The organism is Massilia sp. Bi118 (assembly GCF_918697865.1).
Classification (GTDB): domain Bacteria; phylum Pseudomonadota; class Gammaproteobacteria; order Burkholderiales; family Burkholderiaceae_D; genus Telluria.
Map to the genome: position 1 here is coordinate 74219 of NZ_CAKKMV010000016.1, position 18370 is coordinate 92588.

Below are 18370 nucleotides of genomic sequence, written 5' to 3' on the forward strand. Positions count from 1 at the left end.
TCATTCTCCTGTTTTGTCAAGACGGCAGTTCCGCATCGCCCATTCCCCATCCAGCAGCGCCGCGAATTCCGCGGCGGCCGGCATCCCGCGGCACACCGCCAGGCAAGCCTGCACCTGCGCCGAGCCATCGGTCCACCAGGCACTGGCCCCGGGCATTGGCGCCTCGGCCAGCAGCGGCAAGCGGCCGTCTTCGAGGACGGCCACGGCCGGCAGCTCGCCGGTCTCGGCCTGGCCAGGCGCGTCGGGCGCCGTGCCGCGCGGGCCGTCGTCCATCCCGACCAGGCCGAGATCAAGCGCGGTCAGCGTGAATGCCTCGTCGAGCGAAGACAGGGCCAGCTCCTCGAGCCGTTCAAACCAGCCCTGGTGCACGGTCAGGCAATCGCGCAGCGAAGGCGTCCCGGCGATCCCCGCCATCAGCAGCAAGGGAAAACAGCGCCCGACCCTGTCATGGCTCGGCATCATCACTCCGGCCCAGGCCTGCTCGCCGCATACCCCCTCGGCCACCACGAAGCGCCAGATCGGGCTGCTGAGCCAGACCGGCAGCCATCCGTCGCCCAGATCCTCCCTGCTGCGCACCAGCCCGGCCTGCAGCCAGCGGTCGAAGCAGTCCTTCACCTCCGGCGGCAGGCGGCGCCCGACGAAATCGCCGTGGCTGGGCAGCTTGCCGAAAAAGGCTACCATCCCGAGGGGCAATGGAAGCCTTCCAGCGTCTCGCGCCGGAACGGGTTGATCACGCTGCTGGCGATCAGCAGGTAGCTCATCCTGTGGCCGTCGAGTTCGTAGATCAGGGCGAAGCGCTCGGCCTGGCCGGCCGGCTGCAGCACGCCCTTGTCGATCATGCGGAACCAGGCCCACGGCCCTTCGCTGCGCAAGTCGGCGCGCAGCGGCGGTGTCGCTTCCAGATGCACCTGGCCGGCGCCTTTGCCGGAGGGGAGCGTGATCTGTACAGGCTGCGCCGGGCTGCCGGCCGTGTAGACCACCTGCTGGCCGTCGATGTCCAGCACGACTTTCGTCAGCGCCGGGTCGGCGGCCTGCGGCGTGAGCGTGAAGCGCAGCGAAGGCTGGCGGCCGCCGGCAAAGAACATCTCGCGCACGCGGGCGCCGCGCTCGAACTGGTTCAGCACGTCCTGCGGGATGCCGATCGGCGCGGCGCCGGTATCGCGCCAGCGCCACTGGCTGCCGGACATGTCCACCTGGGCCGCCAGGTTCTTGGTGAAGAAGTCGTCCATCAGGCCGCCCGGGCCGAAGAACTTGCCGAAGTCGTCGGCGGTGACGTCGCGCGAGACCCCGCGTACCAGCGGATAGCGGCCGGCAATCGCATCGGCGCAGAAGCGCGCGCCTTCGGCCGTCCACAGCGCCTTGATGCGCGCCCGCTCGCTGCCCAGGGTCAGGCTGGAGCCGGCGCTGTCGACGGTCTGCAGCATGTCGCCCAGCGGCGCCGGCGTGCCTTCGGCGGCGCGCTTGATCTTCTGCAGCGCCTCGCCGCCCGGCGCCGGGGTGCCGGCGCGGCGGGCCTGGTCGGCGGCGTCGAAGAACTGCGAAGCGTCCTTCAGCATGGCCAGCTGGGCGTCCAGCTGGCCGGGCGCCTCCTTGCTGCCGACCAGCTTGTGCAGAGGCTGGAAATGCAGGTCGACCGGGTTGGTGGTTTCCGCCACGGGCGGCGGCGCATCGTCGGCGCCGAGCGCCGCTTCCAGCTTCTTGCGCGCGTCAAGCAGCTTGCTGCGCACCGCCTTGTCGAGCGCCACCGCGGCCTTGCCGGCGGCGCCTTCCAGCGTGGTCTCGCGCGAAGCCGCGACCAGGAAGGACCTCAAAGGCGAGTCGGCGGCGGCCAGCGCGTTGGTGATGCGGGCGCCCTGGTCAAGGCTGGAGAACGGCGCGATGCGCACGTCGGCCAGCAGCGCGTCCCAGGCGCGGATGTAGTCCGCATAGTACAGGCGCAGCACGGCGGCGTTCATCTGGTCGCCGGTCAGGCCGGCCACGGCGCCTTCGGCTTCGCGGCGGTCCAGCACCCAGCTGTCCTTGGCGATGTCGGCCAGCGCGGCCGGCGCCTGCTTGAGCAGCTCGCGGTAGCCGGCAACGCTGTACAGGCCCGGCACCCCGCGCGTCAGCGGTTCGCCGCTCTTGCGCGCCAGCAGCGCAGAGACGTCGCGCCCGGCCGCGCGGTTGACGCTGAATTCGGGCAGCCTGGCCTGCGCCACCTTGCGCTTGAGTCGGTTGTAGACGCGCTCAGGCAGCGGCATCATCGCCAGCGTCGAGCGCACGTTCGAGACCAGGGCGGCGTCCGGCGGCGGCGGATCGGCGGCCACGCCGCCCGAGTCGAGCAAGGCGCCGACGTGCGCGGCCAGTTCGTCGCGCTGCGCGGGCGTGGCCTGCGGCAGGCTGCTGCGCCAGTCGAGGTCGAGCCAGGCCTGCACCGATTCCGGCTCCAGGTGACTCGGCTGGCCCAGCATCAGGTAGACACGCAGGGTTTCGTACAACTGCTCCTGGTTGTTGGCGTCGCCGCGGCGCAGCACCTCTTCCAGGCGCGCCATCACCTGCGGGAGCAGGCTTGACCTCAACAGGCGCTGGTAGGCCAGCTGGGCGCCCGCGCCCAGCTTGTCGCTCTGGTTCAGGCCGAAGCGCTCCAGCCAGGGCGTGCCGGCCTCGCGCTCCTCGTAACCGCCGGGCAGCTTGCGCGCCGCGTTCAGCATGGGCAGCGCGTCCAGCACCGTGCCCTTGGCCGGCGCCTCCTTCACCAGCCGCGCCAGCTCGGCGCTGCGGGCATCGACCTCGTTCACGGTGCGCTGGTTGCGCACATAGCTGGTGGCCAGCGCGGCGCCGAACAGCAGCACCGCCAGCACCGCGGCGATGGCGCCGGCCCAGCGCAGCAGGCGCTGGCGCCGTTCGACGTTCGGGTCGATGCCGGCCAGCCCAGCCTCCTTGAAGATCAGGTCGCGCAGCAGGCCGGTGATGAAGTAGCTGCGCCCGCTGACCGCGTTCGGCGGCAGCAGCTTGCGGTCGAGGCCGAAGGTCGCGGCCAGGGCGCCCATCACGCGGTCGATCGGGTTGCCTTCCTGGGTGCCGCTGGTGAAGTAGACGCCGCGCAGCTGCGCGCCCTGCTCGTAGCGGGTCGGCTCGAACACGGCGTCGAGGAAGCCCTTCAGCACCTCGCCCAGGCCGGCGAACTGCTGCGGGAAGCGGTACAGCAGGGCGCGGCGCTGGAGATCGCGCTCCTCCTGCAGGCGTCCCAGCACGCGCGCCTGCAGGCGCTGCTCGAGTTCCAGGAAGCGCGCCGGGAACTCGGCCAGCGCGGTGGCGGCGTTGCGGCCCGGTCCCTGGGCGAAGGTCACGCCCCAGACCTGGGCGCGTTCCTCGCGGCCGAAGGTATCGAAGTACTCCATGAAGCCGGCCAGCAGGTCGCACTTGGTGACCGTCACGTAGATCGGGAAAGTGCTGCCCAGGCGCTCGTGCAGTTCCTTGATGCGCGCGCGGATCGCCGCCGCCTGCGCCTGGCGCGCCGCCGGCCCCTGCTGCAGGAGGTCGGCCACGCTCAGCGCGACGATGATGCCGTTGATCGGGCGGCGCGGCCGGTGTTTCTTGAGCAGGCCGAGGAACCCGTGCCAGCCGGCCTGGTCGACTTCAAGATCGCTGTCCTGGGTGGTGTAGCGCCCGGCCGTGTCGAGCAGCACGGCATCGTCGGTGAACCACCAGTCGCACTGGCGGGTGCCGCCGACGCCGCCGATCGCGCCCGGCCCCAGCGCCTCCGCCAGCGGGAAGCGCAGGCCGGAATGCAGCAGGGCGGTGGTCTTGCCGCTGCCGGGTGCGCCGACAAACATGTACCAGGGCAGCTGGTACAGGTACTGGCTGCCCCACCCTCGCCTGCCGGGCGACGCCTTGCGCAGCACCTCCAGCGCCTGCTTCATGCGCTGCTGCAGGGCCAGCTGTTCCTGCAAGGCCTCCGGCGCGCTGCCGGCCGCGCCCTGGGCCGCGGGCGCGTTCGCCGCCGCCACGCCGGCCATCAGGCGCCGGTTGGCCAGGTGCGCCTTCAGCGCCTTCCAGCCATACCAGGCCGCCCAGGCGCCGAACATCAGGAGGATGATGGTCCAGCGCACGCCGCTGCCGGCAAACGGCTCCTTGCCGTCGAAGGCCAGCAGCGGCGCTTCGAACCAGAACACCAGCGACAAAAAGGCGACGCCGATGAAAGCCAGCACCGGACGCTTGAACAGCCAGGAAAAGAGTTTCTTCATGTTGGCCCCCTCAGGACGCGCTGGCCGGCGCCAGCACCACCACGTCGACGCGGCGGTTGCGCGCCCGCGCGCCCGGACTGTCGTTCGGCACAAGCGGCTCGGTGTCGCCGCGCGCTTCCACGCTGTAGCGCGAGGGCGGACCGGCCCGCTGCGCCAGCGCCGCCATCACGCTCTGCGCGCGCGCCTTGGACAGGTCGTAGTTGGACGGATAGCGGGCCGACAGGCCGGGCCGGGTATTGTCGGTGTGGCCGATCACGATGACCTTGCCCGGCAGGGTCGCCAGGGCCTCGCCGATCCGTCCGAGCAGGCCGTTGAGGTCCGGGTTGACCTCGGCGCTGCCGGAGTCGAACATGCCTTCGCCGCGGATGGTGATGGTGGTGCGGCCGGCATTTTCCGTCACCGTCACCAGCCCCTTGGCCACCTCGGGCGCCAGGAAGCCCGCGGTCCGGGACGGCGCGGCCGGCGTTGCAGCAGGTGCGGGCACGCCGGGGCCTTCCTGGCGCAGGGCCGAGAGCTTGGCGAACACCGGATCGGAGGCGCGGTTGAGGAAGCTGGACGCCAGCAGCTGCGCCACCACCAGCAGCACGCAGGCGGTGGCGGCGAGCACCCACAGCGGCGTGCGGCGCAGCGGCGACACCGCCGGCGCGGCTTCTCCCCGCCAGTGCGGCGACAAATCCGTCTCGACCGGCCCGCGGTGCTGGCGGATCAGCTGCAGCAGGCGTTCGCGCAGGGTCGCCAGCTGGGACTGGCCCTGCTCGGCCATGCGGAAGCGCCCTTCCAGGCCGAGCGCCAGGCACAGGTACATCAGTTCGAGCAGATCCAGGTGGCGCGCCGGGTCCTCGCTCAGGCGCTGCAAGACCAGGAAGAATTTCTCGCCGCCGAAGGCCTCGTTGTGGAAGGCCACCAGCAGGCTGCGCGAACCCCACACCCCGCTGCCCCAGGCCGTGCCGGCAATGGCTTCGTCGAGCAGGGTGCAAAGTGCATAGCGCGCGGCCGCAATCTGCTCGGCCGGCACCCCGCCCTCGCGCGCCTCGGTTTCGAAAGTACGGATCGCCAGCGCCAGCCGTTCGCGCAGCTGGCCCAGGTCGGGCGGCTGCACCGTATGGCGCAGCGGCACGACCAGGTCGAGCAGCGGGTTGGCGGCGCGCACCAGCGGATTCAGGCCGCTGCCGGGCGGGACGCTGTGGACCGGGATCGCCGCTTCCGGCGGCGGCGCCGATGCGGGTATGGGCACCGCCGCGGCGGCGGCCGCAGCGGAACGGCGGCCGCCGGGGTTCAGCACCAGCATGGTCGCTTCCGGGTCCGGCGGCTTGGGGCTATCCGGCGTACTCATGGCTTCTTACCTCCTGATGGCCCAGAACTGCATCTGCAGGCCCGGGAAATCGCCGGCCACGTGCATCGCGAAGCCGGCCGACTGGTGCAACTGCTGGAAATACTCGCTGCCGCTGTCGAGTTCGAAGTAGGTATAGCCGGCATAGAAAGGCAGCTGGCGCGGCGCCACCGGCAAGGGCCGCAGGCCGATCCCGGGAAGCTGCAGGTTGACCAGGTTGCGGATCTGCTCCACCGAGCCGATCTTGACCTGGGCCGGGAAGCCGCCGCGCAGGACTTCCGGCGGCATGTGCGCGTTCACCGCCAGCACGAAGGTGGCCGAGCGCAGCAGCTCGCGGTCCGGCACCACCGCCACGCGGATGCCGAACTGGCGCTCGTCGAGCGGGATCGGCACGGCCTGGGTGTCCATCACCACCGACAGCGCGCGGCGCAGGTCGGCGATCACCGGGGCGAAGCTCTCGGCCAACTGGTCGTGGCGGTAGGCCGGGTAGGCCGCGCAGCGCTTGCCGGGATCGGTGAAGGTGGCCAGCTCGCCGGCCAGCGACACCAGGGCCTGGTACAGGGTCTCGGGATGCACGCCGCTGGCGCCGGCCAGGTGGATGGCCAGCGGCTCGACACGGTTGAGCAGCTGCAGCAGCAGGAAGTCCTGGATCTCGGCGACGCCGGTGGCGCCGGGTTGCGACAGGCGCGCGGCCAGCAGGTCGCCGCGCTGGTGCAGCAGGCCAACCAGCTCGTCGGCGAAGGCCGCCAGGCGCGGCGCGGCGCGGAAGTCCAGGCAGGGCGCGCTGTAATCGGGGTCCAGCACCAGGCGGTCGTCGGCGCGGCGCTCGACCACGCGGGCCACGCCCAGGGTCGCATAGGCGTTCGCCACTTCGGGCGCCAGCGCCAGGCGCAGGCGCAGCTTGCCCACCTGGAGCAGCGCGCTGTTGTCGAGGCCATTGCTGTCCCAGACCTCGTAGTCGGCGGTGCGATGGCGCGCGAAGCTGTCGGCGCTCTCGGCGTTCGCCACTTCGGCGATGCCATGGCGGCGCAACGGCAGCGCCAGCACCACCGAAACGTTGCGCGCGTCCGCCGGGATATCCAGCGGCAGCGGCAGCTCGTCGTCGGCCGGCAGCGTGAAGGGCGTGCCGTCGGGCAGCACGCCGCTGCAGGAACGCAGCGCGAGCTTGCCCAGCGCGAGCTGGTGCTCGTCGAACTTCAGTTCCGAAAAACCCCAGCTGTAGGGCCGCAGCGCGGCGACCCTGGACTCCAGCTGGCTTTGCCAATAGCGGTCATGCTGCTGCAGGTGCTGCGGCTGCAGCAGCATGCCTTCGGACCAGACCACCTTGTTCTTCCACGCCATAGACTGTTCTTCCCTTTATTGTCGTGCGCTGCGCAGGCGCGCCACCTGCTCTTCGTAAGCCTCGGAGAATTTTTCGCCGTACAGGCGCTGCAGGTCGTCGTCGGCCTCGCGCACGATTTCTCCGTACAGTTCCACCAGCCGGTCCCACATCTTGGCCTTGCGGCTGGAGGACAGCATCTTGTCCATCACCGTCGGTTCCGCCAGGCGCGCCTCGATCCGGGCCGGATCGAAGCGCTCCAGCACCGCTGACAGCGCGGCGCGCATGCCGGCGATGACCGCCAGCTCGTGCGCGCGCAGGTCGTCGAAGGCGCCGGCCATGGCTTCCACCGGCGGCATGTAACCGGGCAGGTTCGAGGTCAGCATCTGCGTCAGCGCGCCATGCGCATTCGGGAAGAATTTGAGCGGATTGTTGGCGCGCACCGACAGCATGGTCATCTCGATCCGGCTCTCCTTCTTGGTGGCGGCGCGCGCCATCAGCACGTCGATCGTACCGGCGGTGGCTTCGCGCAGCATGGCGCCGACCGTCTCCGCGATCTCCACCGGCGGGCGCTGCAGCTTCAGGTCGGGCAGGCCAAGGCCGCGCAGCAGCGCCGCCAGGACTTCGCTGTCGGAGGCGGCCGCGTAGACCGGCGCAGCGGCAGCGGGCGCAGCGGCAGCGGGCGCCGCCTGCAGGGCCGGCGCCGCCAGTGCCGCCGCCAGCGGCGCGGCCTGGGCCGTCACGGGCGGGGCCACCGGTATCGTGGCCGCCGGCGCAAAGGCGGCCGGCGCCGGGGCGATCGTCGCCGTCTCGGCGGCCGCCGACGGGAAGAAATCGGCCAGCGGATCGTAATCGTTGGGGATCGCGAAGATGCCCGGTTTCGGCGCCGGCGCCGGCTGCACGGCCAGTCCCGGCAGCGTGGCGCTGCGCGGCATGGCCGCCAGTTCCGGCGACACGTGGTCGCTCTCGGCGGCGCGCGGCGGCTGGCCGGAACCCGGCCCCGGCGCGAACAGGTTCAGGCCGAGCGGATCGGCCATGCCGCGCTGCTGGCCGGGCGCGACGTCGAGGATGCTGGCGCCGGCCAGCGGGTCGAGGAAGGCAGGCGCGGATACCTGAGCGGGCGCCTCCCCGTGGACCTGCGAGCGCGGCACGGTCGCAGGCCCGGACTGCAGGCTTTCCAGGGGCGGCAGCTGCGGCGGTGGAGCGGGCGGCGGCGGCTCGAACAGCGGCAGCGCCGGGTTGTTGGCGGGCGCCGGCGCCAGCAACGGCGCCGCCGGCGTCGCGTCGACCACCGCCTGCAGCAGGTAGTCGCCGATCAGCACGCGGTCGCCATGGGCCAGCGCCACCTGCTTGCCCTTGCCCAGCGGCCGGTCGTTGACCACGCTGGCATTGCTGCCCATGTCCTCGAGCACGAAGGCGCCGTCCTGCACCAGCACGCGGGCGTGCACGCGCGAGATGTACTTGCTCGGGTCGTCGAGGACCAGGGCATTTTCAAGGGAGCGGCCGATGCTGCCGCCCTCGGCGCCGAAGGCCACGGCCGGCGCCGGCGGCACCGGCTGGTTACGGTAGGTCAGGATTCGTAATGTCAGCTGCATCGCATCGCTTCAGGTTTTCAGTTGATCTGCACCAGGGAACCGCCTATGGTCATCACGCCGCCCGCCTTGATCTCCATCATCGCGCCCGCCTTCACCTTGGCGTTGGCGTCCGCGGCGATCTCGATCTCGGGCGACTTGACGGTGATCTTGGCCGCCTCGATCTTGATGCTGCTGCCGCCCACCTTCAGTTCGATCGAGGTGCCGGCCTCGATCACGATGGTGGTGGCGACCTTGACCGCCTGCTTGCCGTCGATCTTCACGGTCTGGTCATGGCCGATGGTGAGGGCCTGGTCGTTCTTGATATCGATGGTCTGGTCGCCCTTGTCGGCGGTCTCGAAGCCGACCTTCAGCACATCGTCGTTCTTCACCACTCGCAGGAAGTCGCGCTCGGCGTGCATGAAGACTTCCTCGCTGCCCTTCTTGTCCTCGAAGCGCAATTCGTTGAAACCCTCGCCCTGCTTCGAGGAGCGGCTCTTGACCGTCGATCTGGTCTGTTCGGCCGGCAGCTCGTAGGGCGGCATCGCATCCGAGTTGTACAGGCAGCCGGTGACCAGCGGCCGGTCGGGATCGCCTTCGAGAAAGCTGACCACCACTTCCATGCCGATCCGCGGCAGGCTCATGGCGCCCCAGCCCTTGCCGGCCCAGCCCTGGGCCACGCGCACCCAGCAGGAACTGTTCTCGTCGCTCTGCCCCACGCGGTCCCAGTGGAACTGGACCTTGATGCGGCCGTACTTGTCGGTCCAGATCTCCTCGCCGGCCTTGCCGACCACCATGGCGGTCTGCGGTCCGCGCACCACCGGTCTGGCGATGACGGGCAACGGCCGGTAGGGATGCTCCTTGCCGATCGCCGCGATCCGGCACTGGAAGTCGAAGCCGCCGCCGCCGCTCTCGTACTGGTTGCCGACCAGCTCGTAGCGGGCGTAGGTGACCAGGTAGTCGCGGTTCTGGTCGTCGCGCGGATGGTCGGCCAGCGTGAAGAGGCCGCCCGGATACAGGCCGCGCGCGTTGGTGAGCGCATCGATCCGCTCGCACTGCCCGTGCAGGCTTTCGATGCGCGCCCGCGCCAGCGCGTTGCCGGCGGCGGCCACGCTGTAGTCGCCGGGGTAGTCGAACATCTCGTAGGAGGCCTGGCTGAAGCCGGCCGCCACGTTGGCGGTGGACAGCAGGCCGCCGCTCAGGCAGTTCGCGGTCTTCTCGAAATCGAAATCGTTCAGCACGACCTTGCTGCTGGCGATCTCGCCGCCGGTGGTCCACTCGGATACGCTTTCGTCGGTCCAGTCGCCGCTGCACTGGGCGCGCGCGAATTTCAGGCCGTCGTAACCCGGGATCGCCTGGTGGGCGCCGTAGGAATCGGCCAGCACCATCGTGTGCTTGTCCACCTCGTGGGTGAAATAGAAATAGATGCCGGCTTCCTCGAGCAGGCGGCAGACGAAGTCGAAGTCGCTCTCGCGGTACTGCACGCAGTAGGGCATGGCCTCGTATTCACCGCTGAGCGCGGACACCGACAGCGCCACCACGCCGCCGTAGGCCTCGCACACTTCCTTGACGATCTCGGTGACGGACTTGTCCTGGAAGATGCGGCAGTTCGAGGCGCGCGTGAGCAGCCAGAGCCAGGGGTGGACGGTCGCCTCGTAGGTGGCGTAGGCGCCCCGCCAGCCGGTGCCGCGGAAGCGCGTGACGATGCCGTTGAAGTAGCGGACATCGCCATCGGGACTGGTGCTCAGTTCGACGGTCAGGGGCTTGCCGAGGACGTCGGCGATCTTGACGTTGCCGTCCTCCGACAGCAGGCTGACCGTGAACTCGGACAGGCGGCCGAGTTCTTCCACGCCGCTCATACCGGCGAACAGCAGGACGTCCTCCGCCAGTGCGGTCTTGACTCTTGCTTCGCGGTGCGCTTGGATGGCATCCATAGGAGTTCCGGTTCTCTTTCGATTTCAGGGAATCATGGTCTTGACCGTGCCGGACGAAGTGAATCCGATCACGCCGCCCCAGTTGCACATGCACTTGGACACGTTGTCCAGCGCCGGCATGTTCGCGATCAGCACGGTCGGGGCGCCGGTCACCCAGGGCGTGCTGGTGGCGGGGATGCAGGGCATCGGCGTCAGCACCCCCATCGCCGCCGCGGTGGCCGCCGCCACCGTCGGATTGGCCATCGAGGTGCAGACGCCGAAGGGCGTGATGTTCACGATCGGCACGTGGTCCATGATGTTGGCGGCCGGCGGGCCCTCGCACAGCACCTTGTTCTTGGGCAGGACGACCAGCGGCGCCGGGGCCGCCCCGAAGCTGCAGGTCATCATCGCGCCCATCGACACCTGGTTCGGCATGATCGTCCCCCCTTTTTCAGAAGCGGTAGTCGAAGGCGCCGTCTGCCACCCCCACCTCGACCCGCTCGGCCGTCCTGCCTTCCATCATCCGGGTCAGGAACTCGCGGCTCATGTCCGGCAGCATGGTGTTGGTGAGGATGGCATCGATCATGCGCCCGCCGGACTCGCTCTCGGTGCAACGCGACACCACCAGCCTGACCACCTCGTCCGAGTAGGTGAAGGGGATCTTGTAGCGCGCTTCCACGCGCTTCTTGATGCGGTTCAGCTGCAGGCGCACGATCCTGCCCAGCATGTCGTCGGACAGCGGGTAGTAGGGGATCGTCACCAGGCGCCCCAGCAGCGCCGGCGGGAACACCTTCAGCAGCGGCTCGCGCAGGGCCTTGGCCATGCCTTCCGGGTCCGGCATCAGGTCCGGGTCCTTGCACAGGCTGGCGATCAGTTCGGTGCCGGCGTTGGTGGTCAGGATGATCAGGGTGTTCTTGAAATCGATGAAGCGCCCTTCCCCGTCCTCCATGAAGCCCTTGTCGAAGACCTGGAAGAAGATCTCGTGCACGTCCGGGTGGGCCTTCTCGACCTCGTCCAGCAGCACGACGGAATACGGCTTGCGGCGCACCGCTTCGGTCAGCACCCCGCCTTCGCCGTAGCCGACATAGCCCGGCGGCGCGCCCTTCAGCGTCGACACCGTGTGCGCTTCCTGGTACTCGCTCATGTTGATGGTGATGAGATTCTGCTCGCCGCCGTACAGGGCCTCGGCCAGCGCCAGCGCGGTCTCGGTCTTGCCGACGCCCGAGGTACCGGCCAGCATGAACACGCCAATCGGCTTGCTCGGGTTGTCCAGGCCCGCGCGCGAAGTCTGGATGCGTTTGGCGATCATTTCCATCGCGTGGTCCTGGCCGATCACCCGCTCGGACAGAGTCGCCGCGATGTTGAGGATGGTCTCCATCTCGTTCTTCGCCATCCGCCCGACCGGAATGCCGGTCCAGTCGCCGACCACGCTGGCCACCGCCTGGTAATCCACGGTCGGCAGGATCAGCGGATCCTCGCCCTGCAGCTCGCTGAGTTCCGCCTGCACGTCCTTGAGCCGGGCCATCAGATCGGCGCGCTCTTCCGGCGTCATGTTCGTGGCGGCCGGCGCGGCCGCCGCTTCCAGCTTGCTGCCGGTGCCCTCGACCGGATTGGCGCCGTCGCGCAGCTGGGCGCGCAGGGCCAGCAGCTGGTCGACCAGGGCGCGCTCGGCGTCCCAGCGCTGCTCCAGCCCGGCCAGGCGGGTGCGCTCGGCGCCCAGCAGGTCGTTGGCCTCGCTGGCGCGCTTGCCGGTATCGATGCCGATCGCGCCTTCGCGGCCGATAATGGCCAGTTCCGTCTCCAGCGCCTCGATGCGCTTGCGGCTGTCGTCGACCTCGGCCGGGGTGGCGTGCAGGCTCACCGCCACGCGTGCGCAGGCGGTGTCGATCAGGCTGACCGCCTTGTCGGGCAGCTGGCGGGCCGGGATGTAGCGGTGGCTGAGCCGCACGGCGGCTTCCAGCGCCTCGTCGAGTATCTGCACCTTGTGGTGCTTTTCCATGGTCGAGGCGACGCCGCGCATCATCAGGATCGCCCTTTCCTCGCTCGGCTCGTCCACCTGTATGCTCTGGAAGCGGCGGGTCAGCGCGGGATCCTTTTCGATGTGCTTCTTGTACTCGGCAAAGGTGGTGGCGCCAATGGTGCGCAAGGTGCCGCGCGCCAGCGCCGGCTTCAGCAGGTTGGCGGCGTCGCCGGTGCCGGCCGCGCCGCCGGCGCCGACCAGGGTGTGGGTCTCGTCGATGAACAGGATGATCGGCTTGCTGGAAGCCTGGACCTCGTCGATGACGGAACGCAGGCGCTGCTCGAACTCGCCCTTCATGCTGGCGCCGGCCTGCAACAGGCCGACGTCGAGCGTGCGCAGTTCCACGTCCTTGAGGCTGGGCGGCACGTCGCCGCGCGCGATACGCTGGGCAAAGCCTTCCACCACCGCGGTCTTGCCGACGCCGGCCTCGCCGATCATGATCGGGTTGTTCTGGCGCCGCCGCATCAGGATGTCGACCATCTGGCGGATCTCATCATCGCGGCCGACGATCGGGTCCATCTTGCCGCTGCGCGCCTGTTCGGTCAGGTCGACGGTGAACTTCTTGAGAGCCTCCTGCTTGCCCATCGCGGCCGGGGCGATGGCGCCGCTGGCCTCCCCGGGCGCCGCGCCGCCGCCCGTAAAGCCGTCGGTCGCGCTCAATCCCGCTTCCGGCGACGTCGCCAGCAGGCGCGCGAAATTGTCGCTCAGGTGTTCCAGCTTGATGCGCTCGAACTGCTTCGACATGCCGTACAGCGCATTGCGCAGGCCGGTGGTCTTGAGCATGCCGATCACCAGGTGGCCGGAGCGGATCTGCGATTCGCCGAACATCAGGGTGCCATACACCCAGGCCCGTTCGACCGTCTCTTCCAGCTGCGAGGAGAGGTCGGTGACGGAGGTGGCGCAGCGCGGCAGGCGGTCGAGCGCCGCCGTCAGGTCGCGCGCCAGGGCCGCCGCGTCCAGCTCGTACTGCCTGACGATGCGGACCAGGTCGGAGTCCTGCAGCTGCAGGAGCTGATGCAGCCAGTGCACGATCTCGACATAGGGATTCCCGCGCAGCTTGCAGAACACGGTGCTGCTCTCGACCGCGCGGTAGCACAGGCTGTTCAACTTTCCAAACAATGCAACACGACTGATGTCGGCCATGATCGTCCTTTAAGGTTGGAGTTCGATGCTGCTGCGGCTGATGCGCATCTGGTCCGGGTCGCGGCTAGCCTCCGCGCTGGCCAGCCATGTGCTCCAGCCGATCCGGGTGGGGCCGCCGAGACGCAGTCCCGGCCGCTCGGCTTTCTTCAGAATCATGCGTACTTCCCAGTCGAGCGCCAGGCCGCAGTACATTCTGACCCAGGCCAGCAGGCGCTTGAGGCTGACGCCGCCGGGCATGAAGCGGCGGTAATCGTCGTAACCGACCGGTCCGATCACGATGCGGAAGCGGTTCTGGCTGTCCCATACCTTGCGGCCCAGGACCAGCGAGCTGCCCAGGCGGCTGCCCTGGCCGGCCAGGCCGACCCGGCTCTGGACCTCGTCCGGCAGCGCCATCCAGTGGCCGACGAACTGCTCGATCTGCAGCGGCAGCTGGAAATACTCGCGCAGGATGGTCGCCAGGCCGGAGGCGGGTCGCGCGCGGTTGGCCAGCAGGCCGGCGAAGTGCAGCTTGGCGAAGTCGCCGATCTCGTCGCGCTCGCGCAGCGCCGGGGCGCCGATGCCGAACATGCTGCCGACAAAGCTCGAGAAGCGGTCGCCGTCGGCGCGGTCCAGGCTGACGACCGGCTCGGCGTTCGCGCGCGCCCGGTAGAACAGCGACAGCATGCGGTGGTGGAAGACGTCGAGGAAGGCCATCAGGGTCGGGTCGCCGCCGTGGCGCAGGCGGTCGCGCACGTATTCGGTCAGGTGGGTCGGCAGCGGGCCGTTGGCGCCCAGCAGGCCGAAGAAGTTCACCGCCAGGCGCGCGCGCGCCTCCGGGCCGCTGTACCGCCAGCTTTCCAGCGCCGCCTCATGGAAGGACAGCGAGGGCTCCTGGCCGAGGCGGATCGCGTCGTCGCGCGGGCGCAGCGAGGTGCCGATGCGCGGCAGGTCTGGGTGCGCGTTCTCGACCAGGCGCAGCACCTGGAAGAAATCCATGCGTGCCGCGTTCCGTTCCAGCTCGGCGGCCAGCGCTACAGGATCGCGCATGTGCCTCCCTTTGCCGGCCAGCGCATGATGGCGCCGCGGGTCGGCGTGCGCACCACGGTTTCGGTGAACGAATTGATCGACACGTATTCGGCGAAGAACTCGGCCAATACTGCCCCCAGCAGGAACGCGCCGCTGCCTTCGAAGGCGGCGTCGTCGAGCGTGAGGCTGATCTCGATGCCGCGGCCGAAGGTGATCGGGCCTGGCGAAGGCATGCGCCGGGTGACCGGCTTTGATGCGATCGAGCGCACCCCTTCCACCTGGCGCTGTCCGTAGGCGTCGGCCGGATGGCAGTACAGGGCCAGCATCTCGCGCAGCGCGACCGCGCCCTGCACTGGATCGGTGTCGAGCAGCGACAGGTAGTTCAGCGACAGGTGGTTCAGCAGGCGCCAGGCGGCGCTGCCTTCGGCGAACGAGGGCTGCGGCTGGCTCGGGCCGGCGACGCAGCGCACGGCGAGCACCGGCGCGCCGGCGTCGAGGATGAAATCGGTCTTGCCATTCCCGAGCGGCATGGAAAGCGGCAAGTCGCGGTTGGTGCACCAGACCGTCAGCCCGAGCTGGCGCAGGTCGGCGCTGTACGGCGCGCGGCCGGCGTCGACGATGGCGATGAAGGTCTCGCTGCCGATATAGCTGGAGCGCGGCCCGTCGCGCCGCTGGCGCTGCGACAGCACGCGCTGCTCGCGCCGGACCTGGAAATAAGCCTGGTCCTGACCGGGCGCGCCGAGGTCGCGCGCCGTGTAGAAGGGCCGGAACGGCTGCTCCGAACCCGGGCCGCTGCCGTAACCCGTCACCGACTCGACCTGGAACACTTCGTAGTCCATCGGCCGGGTGCGGTCGACCAGCACGTGGTACTCGAGCTGTTCGCCGCTCAGGCTGATGCGGTCGGCGCGGCGCTCGAACAGGTTGATGACAGGCGTGCAGTGCAGCGCGAAGTGGCGGCTGTCGAGCGACTTTTCGAGCTGCGGGTCGGCGCGGTTCAGCAGCACCGTCAGCTCGACCTCCTTGTCGGCGCAGTGGCGCAGGGCCGCCTGCAGCCCGGTCAGGTCGACGAACTGGTAGCGCTGCGGGAAGGCGAAGTATTCCTGCAGCAGGCGGTAGCCGGCGAAGGTCCGGCCGCGGCCCGGCAGCAGCGCGTCCTCCTCGGCAAAGCCGCGCGGCTGCAAGCAGGTCTTCGGCAGCAGCCGGTGCCAGGCGGCCGGGCGCGCCACGGGCGTCACCAGCACGCCCTCGACGCTGCCGAGCAACAGTTCGTAGATCCGGACCGGCATCGCGTCGGCGCCGCGCAAATGAAGGCACAGGCGGTCGAGCGGCAAGTCACGAAAAGATGCGGCGCTGGTGCGCAGGCGCAGCTTGATGCCGGCCTTGACCGCCGGCGGACAGCTGATGCCGCCTTCGGCGCCGGCGATGGTGACGAACCTCGCCTCGGCCAGCTCGATGGGCCACAGGGTCAGGTCCTGGGCGCTGCGGTATTCGCAGGCGGTATTGTCGTCCTTGCCCAGCAGGCTGCGCATGGCGCTGCCGCGCTTTACCAGGAAGCCCTTCTGCAGGGCCGGATTCGACAGGTCGGGCTGCAGCTGCACCACCGCCATCGAGGGCGTCGGCGCCAGGAACTGCGGATAGACCAGCTCGGACAGATGCTGGGTGAAGCGCGGGAATTCGGCGTCGATCTTCATCTGCACGCGCGCCGCCAGGAAGCTGAAGCCTTCCAGCAGCCGCTCGACGTAGGGGTCGGCGCATTCGAAACTGTCGAGGCCCAGGCGCCCGGCGATTTTCGGATAGTCCTGGGCGAACTCGCCGCCCATCTCGCGCAGGTGCTGCAGCTCCTGGCTGTAGTAACGCAGGAAGCGCGGGTTCATGCCTCGCCCCTGGCGCCGGCGTCCGCTAGCGTGACGGCGCCGCGCTCCAGATCGAGCTCGGTCCGCAGGTACAGCCGCTCCGGATAGGGCTGGGCCCACATGTCGGCTTCGATCTCGAAGGTGATCTTGTTGTGGTCGGCGCCGCCGTCGGGCAGCGCCCGCACCTTGACGGTGGCGCGGATCAGGCGCGGCTCGAAGTCCCAGATCGCCTGGCGGATGGCGCGTTCGAGCTTGCCCGGGTTGATGTTGGAGATCGAGTTGCCGGACAGGTCGGGCACCCCGTAGTTCAGCACCGAATTGGCCACCTGCGGCAGGCGCGGCGCGTCGAGCGCGGACAGCAGCGAGGTGGTGTTGAACAGCCAGGCCAGGTCACGCAGCACGCCTTCGCGCAGCGCGCGCAGCGACAGCACGCGGCGCTCGCGCGGCTCGGCCTTGTTATCCGGCTCTTCGTCGGTCAGGCGGTCGAGCAGCGAGGGCTGCAGCCGCTCGCGTGGCGCCAGGTCAGCCATTGCCTACCTCATTGCCACCGTCTCCATCGAACACGATTTCGCGCACATTCATCAGCGGATGGTCGCCGGCGTCGCTGACCAGCATGCGCTGGCCGCAGACCTCCTCGCCCAGCCATTCGGTGCGGCGCGCCAGCAGCAGGCCTTCATCGCCCGTGGCCACGGTGCCGCTGTACCGCGTCGGGATCAGGCCGACGCCGGAGGCGCCGTTGGTCCAGGTGAAGCTGGCGGGGGTCCATACCGTATCGCGCAGGTCGGTGGGCGGGTCCAGCTCGATGCGCCGGATGCGGCACAGCGGAATCCAGAAGTAGCGGCCATTGACGATGGCTTCCAGCACGGGGCCGAGGCGCTGGTCGGCGTCGGCCAGCCAGGCGAAAGGCATGCCGTCGATGGTGCCGCTGGATGCCGGCGCGCTTTCAAAGGCCTGCTCGCGTGCGGCGGCGGCGCGGGCCCGGTCGGTGGCGTCGTGCTGCAGGGCGTCGGCCAGCTGGGCCAGCCAGGGCTGGGGCTCGCCGAAGACCAGCGGTGCGCGCAAGCCGGCAAAGATGTCGGCGCGCAGGGCTTCGCACTGGATCGCCGGGCCGTAGGTATTCACCATCGGCAGGGTGGCGGCGTCGAGTTCGCCGGCCACGTTCAACTGGGTCAGCGCCCTGCTCCACTGGCCCATCACGGCCAGCAGCTGGAACAGGAAGATGCGCAACTTGACATCGGCCGCGTCCTTGCGCACCGCATCCTGCAGTGCTGCCAGCGCGGCGCCGGGTTTCCCTTCACGAACAAGCTGTTGCGCGAGCATTCATCGTCTCCTCGGCCGGGTTGGGATGCGCGCCTTTGCCGCGAGATGCGCGGCAAAGGCGTTCGCACAGATGACTTGAACTCGGGCTCAGGCCACGTTGCCGTCGTTCTCGGCGATGTTCCAGGTGAAGGTCTTGTCACCCGAGACCGTGCCCTTGGCGTCCTGCGGCGTGTAGGCGAAGCTGACCTTGCCGAAGTTGAGCGTGACGTTTTCGGTCAGCCGGTCTTCACCGCCGCTGCCGCCGGTCGAGATCGAGGTCACCAGCACTTCCTCCATGGTGATGCCGATGTACTTGTGCTGGCCTTCACCGGCCTTGCGGACGATGAGCACGCACTTTTCGAGGTGCTTGCCCTTCGCCAGTGCGTTCATCAGCGCGTTCGAGGAGCTGTCGATGTACTTGGTGAAGGACAGGTCCTGGAAGTTGGCCTTGCCCGAACCGCCCCCGCCGCCGGTGTGGGTGGTGCCCGATTGGCTCATCCCCCAGCTCCAGGCGAGGATGTCGATCTTGTCCTTGTTTTCCTTGTCGCGCGACTCGCCCTTGATCGCACCCATGTCGATGAACATATCTAATGCCATGTCACTCTCCGGTTATTGCCGGGCGCCTCGGCCCGGCCTGGTTGCACACCCCCGCGCGGGCGGCCCACCCGCCCGCGCGGCACTAATGCGGACGT

Annotated in this window: 13 protein-coding genes; all 13 read right to left on the reverse strand. The window is 69.4% G+C overall.

Going from position 1 to position 18370, the window contains the following annotated elements; all coding sequences use genetic code 11:
* The 13 genes from tagF to LQV39_RS21425 all read right to left on the reverse strand — a co-directional run bounded on the left by tagF (nt 1) and on the right by LQV39_RS21425 (nt 18275).
* Entirely contained in the window at nt 1–681 is a 681-nt protein-coding gene (gene tagF / locus LQV39_RS21365; protein ID WP_230028837.1) for a type VI secretion system-associated protein TagF, read from the reverse strand.
* Nucleotides 675–4226, reverse strand: a complete 3552-nt coding sequence (tssM, locus tag LQV39_RS21370; RefSeq protein ID WP_230028839.1) for a type VI secretion system membrane subunit TssM — start codon at nt 4224–4226, stop codon at nt 675–677. Before tssM ends, tagF begins: the two co-directional genes overlap by 7 nt.
* 10 nt (nt 4227–4236) lie before the next feature.
* Complete coding sequence (gene icmH, locus LQV39_RS21375) at nt 4237–5559, reverse strand: type IVB secretion system protein IcmH/DotU (RefSeq protein WP_230028841.1); 1323 nt, start codon at nt 5557–5559, stop codon at nt 4237–4239.
* A 6-nt stretch (nt 5560–5565) separates the two neighbouring features.
* A complete protein-coding gene (gene tssK, locus LQV39_RS21380; RefSeq protein WP_230028843.1) occupies nt 5566–6897 on the reverse strand; it encodes a type VI secretion system baseplate subunit TssK in 1332 nt (443 codons plus the stop codon).
* A gap of 15 nt (nt 6898–6912) precedes the next feature.
* Nucleotides 6913–8469 (reverse strand): type VI secretion system-associated FHA domain protein TagH, encoded by a 1557-nt coding sequence (gene tagH / locus LQV39_RS21385; RefSeq protein ID WP_230028845.1) that lies wholly within the window; start codon nt 8467–8469, stop codon nt 6913–6915.
* 17 nt (nt 8470–8486) lie between these two features.
* The gene (locus LQV39_RS21390) at nt 8487–10379 is read right to left on the reverse strand and encodes a type VI secretion system Vgr family protein (protein WP_230028847.1); all 1893 of its coding nucleotides are present in this window, start codon (nt 10377–10379) and stop codon (nt 8487–8489) included.
* 24 nt (nt 10380–10403) lie between these two features.
* Nucleotides 10404–10793 (reverse strand): DUF4280 domain-containing protein, encoded by a 390-nt coding sequence (locus LQV39_RS21395; RefSeq protein WP_230028850.1) that lies wholly within the window; start codon nt 10791–10793, stop codon nt 10404–10406.
* Between the two features lie 16 nt (nt 10794–10809).
* Nucleotides 10810–13521 carry a type VI secretion system ATPase TssH gene (gene tssH / locus LQV39_RS21400; RefSeq protein ID WP_230028852.1) on the reverse strand — a complete coding sequence of 904 codons (2712 nt, stop codon included), beginning with the start codon at nt 13519–13521 and terminating at the stop codon, nt 10810–10812.
* 9 nt (nt 13522–13530) lie between these two features.
* Nucleotides 13531–14547, reverse strand: a complete 1017-nt coding sequence (tssG, locus tag LQV39_RS21405; protein ID WP_230028854.1) for a type VI secretion system baseplate subunit TssG — start codon at nt 14545–14547, stop codon at nt 13531–13533.
* A complete protein-coding gene (tssF, locus tag LQV39_RS21410) occupies nt 14532–16400 on the reverse strand; it encodes a type VI secretion system baseplate subunit TssF (RefSeq protein WP_230028856.1) in 1869 nt (622 codons plus the stop codon). The genes tssG and tssF overlap by 16 nt, the downstream gene beginning before the upstream one ends.
* Complete coding sequence (tssE, locus tag LQV39_RS21415) at nt 16397–16909, reverse strand: type VI secretion system baseplate subunit TssE (protein WP_230028858.1); 513 nt, start codon at nt 16907–16909, stop codon at nt 16397–16399. The genes tssF and tssE overlap by 4 nt, the downstream gene beginning before the upstream one ends.
* Nucleotides 16902–17699 (reverse strand): type VI secretion system accessory protein TagJ, encoded by a 798-nt coding sequence (locus LQV39_RS21420; protein WP_230028860.1) that lies wholly within the window; start codon nt 17697–17699, stop codon nt 16902–16904. The genes tssE and LQV39_RS21420 overlap by 8 nt, the downstream gene beginning before the upstream one ends.
* Before the next feature lie 87 nt (nt 17700–17786).
* Entirely contained in the window at nt 17787–18275 is a 489-nt protein-coding gene (locus tag LQV39_RS21425; protein ID WP_230028862.1) for a type VI secretion system tube protein Hcp, read from the reverse strand.
* Nucleotides 18276–18370: the final 95 nt, after the last annotated feature.